The sequence below is a fragment of the Streptomyces sp. NPDC006265 genome (genome assembly GCF_040613555.1).
GTDB lineage: Bacteria > Actinomycetota > Actinomycetes > Streptomycetales > Streptomycetaceae > Streptomyces.
Window position 1 is genome coordinate 1 of the sequence record NZ_JBEXSH010001135.1, and the last position, 2373, is coordinate 2373.

Sequence of the window (2373 nt, forward strand, 5' to 3'; positions counted from 1 at the left end):
GGCCCTGGCCTCGGCGGGCTTCATCGTCCCCGCCACGCACTTCAACCACAACTTCACCGAAGTCAACAACGGCAACACCTCCAAGGACGTCTCGCCGTAGTCCCGCCCGTTCTCCGCGTCCGGCGAGTTCGGCGAGAACGGCCGTGAGGCGTTCCTTGTGGCGGGGCCCGATCCGGCCCGTGTCGTCGAGGTGCACGGCGCAGGCGGTCGTCGTGTCGACGAGGCGTTCGAGGAGGCCGGCCACCTCGTCCGCACCCTCGGTGTGCCGGGCGAGGGCGGGCAGTTCGTGCGCGGCGAGGGAGATGGCCGAACGGGCCTCGGCCAGGGTGCGGTAGGCCTCGCGGCGCAGGGTCCAGCGGGTGGCGCGGTGGCCGGAAGGGGTGCCGGAGGTCCCGATGCGCGGGGCGTCGGCCTCGTCCAGCACGTGCGTGAGGTAGGCGTACGCGGCGTCGCCCGCCGCCGCGAGCCGGGCGCGCACTCCCCCGCCGCGCTGTCCGGGCATCGGCAGGTGCCCGGTGATCAGCACGATCGCGCAGGCCAGCAGCGTCTCGCCGATCCGCCCGGCGGAGGCCTGGGATTCGCCGCCGACCATGACGAGCGCCAGGACGAGGACGGTGACAACGGCGGTCTGGGCGGCGAAGTGCCGGGTGGCGACGGGTATGAGCGCCCCGCTGAGGGCGACGAGCGCGATGAGGCCTTCCGGGCGGGGCAGGACGGCGGCGAGCCCGGCGAAGAGCAGCGCCCCGAGGACGGTCCCGGCAGCCCGGTTCAGCACGCGCGAGACAAGCGGCCCGAGGTCGGGCTTGACCAGGAAGACGGCGGTGGCGGGCAGCCAGTACCAGTGCTCGTGCTGCCCGTACCACTGGCTCTGGTACAGGGCCTGGGCGACCGCCGAGCTGGCGCCGAAGCAGAGGGCGACGCGGAGCCCGTACTCGCGTCCGGCGGTGCCGAAGGCAGCGCGCAGCCGGTCCCCGGCGCCGCGCGGCCGGGTGTGCAGATCGCCGCCCCGGCCCTGGTCGAACACCTCGGCGGCGTGCAGGAGGGCGTCGTCGAGGGCGCGCAGGGCCGGCGCCGAACGGGACGGTGCGGGCAGCGGCCCGGTGTGGGTGTTGCCACGTACGGCCGCGGCGAGTCGCCGGGGTCCTTCGGAGGCCCGCTCGGTGACGGCCTCCTCGGCCCAGGCAAGGGCGGTGGCGGCCTCGGCGAGGGGCAGGGCCGCGGCGTACTGCGCGTGCAGCCGCCGCTCGGTGGAGGAGGAGGCGTACCTCCGCAGCCGGGGTCCGGCGAGGGCGTCCTGGGCGTGGTCGAGGGCGGCGGTCAGCGCGGCCCGGCGACGGATGGCGTCCGGCCCGCCGACAGCGTCGAGCAGCTCGGCGACGGCCTCGTAGACACCGGCCACGGCCTCCCGCTCCCCGTCGAACCGGAAGTCACCGGCGAGGGAGCCGGGCGTGGGCAGGACGAGCCGCAGCACGAGCAGCCAGCCCGCTCCGGCCAGATAGGCGAGCGCCCGCTCCCACCCCGGTTCCGGCAGGGGCATCCCGGCGCCGATCGCCGCGCCGACGAGCAACTGTGTCCCGACGGCGGACGCGACGGGCCCGATGGCGCTCATCCCCCCGGCGACGAGCCCGACGGCCGTGAGCACCAGGGTGAGCACGACCGCCCCGGTCCCCTGCCCGGTGTACGTACCGACCAGGAGCCCCACCGCACCGCCCAGGGCGGGCACCCCGATCCGCTTGACGGAGACGCGCCGGCTCCCGGGCCGGTCGTTGATCCCGGCGAGCATGGCGGCGACGGCGGCGACGACGCCGAGGGAGGAGAGTCCGGTCTGTACGGCCACGAGCAGCAAGGGCCCGGCGGACAGGGCCCCCCGCGTCACCGCGCTCCAGGGCACCGGTCCCCGCTGGGCGTGCAGGGCGTGCGCCAGCCAGGGCGGAAGGTGGGGGGCGATGCGGCGGGACACGGGGCTCCTGTCGTCTCGGCGAGGGCAGGGGTGGGCCTTCGGGCGACGGTGGCCGGGGCAGGGTGTGGCCCACGGTAGGCGGGGTTCCTGGAGGATAGGTTTCCGGAACGTGTCGGACGGCTCGGAACCGGCGTTCTTTATGTACGCAATCGAGGACCGGGGCAATCGAGAGAACGGGCCCCGGCAACCTTTCCCGCCTCGGTGACCACTGGTGGGTTGTGAGCGCGCGTTCTCCTGAACCACGCAAGGACCCGAAGGACTCATCCGTGGCATCCGCATCCCACCGCCGTCCCCTCCGCAAGCGGCGCACGGCCCTCGTCTGGGCCGTCGCCGTGGCAGCAGTGGGACTTCTCGTCTCCCTCGTGATCGTCCTGCGCCCGGGTGGCGAACCGGACACGGTACGGACGGCCGCC

At 74.9% G+C, this 2373-nt stretch carries 1 protein-coding gene; it reads right to left on the reverse strand.

The window, feature by feature from the left end; all coding sequences use genetic code 11:
• A partial coding sequence (locus tag ABZ281_RS46180) for an FUSC family protein (protein WP_356664473.1) occupies positions 1-1960 on the reverse strand: 1960 nt, incomplete at its 3' end.
• Positions 1961-2373: the final 413 nt, after the last annotated feature.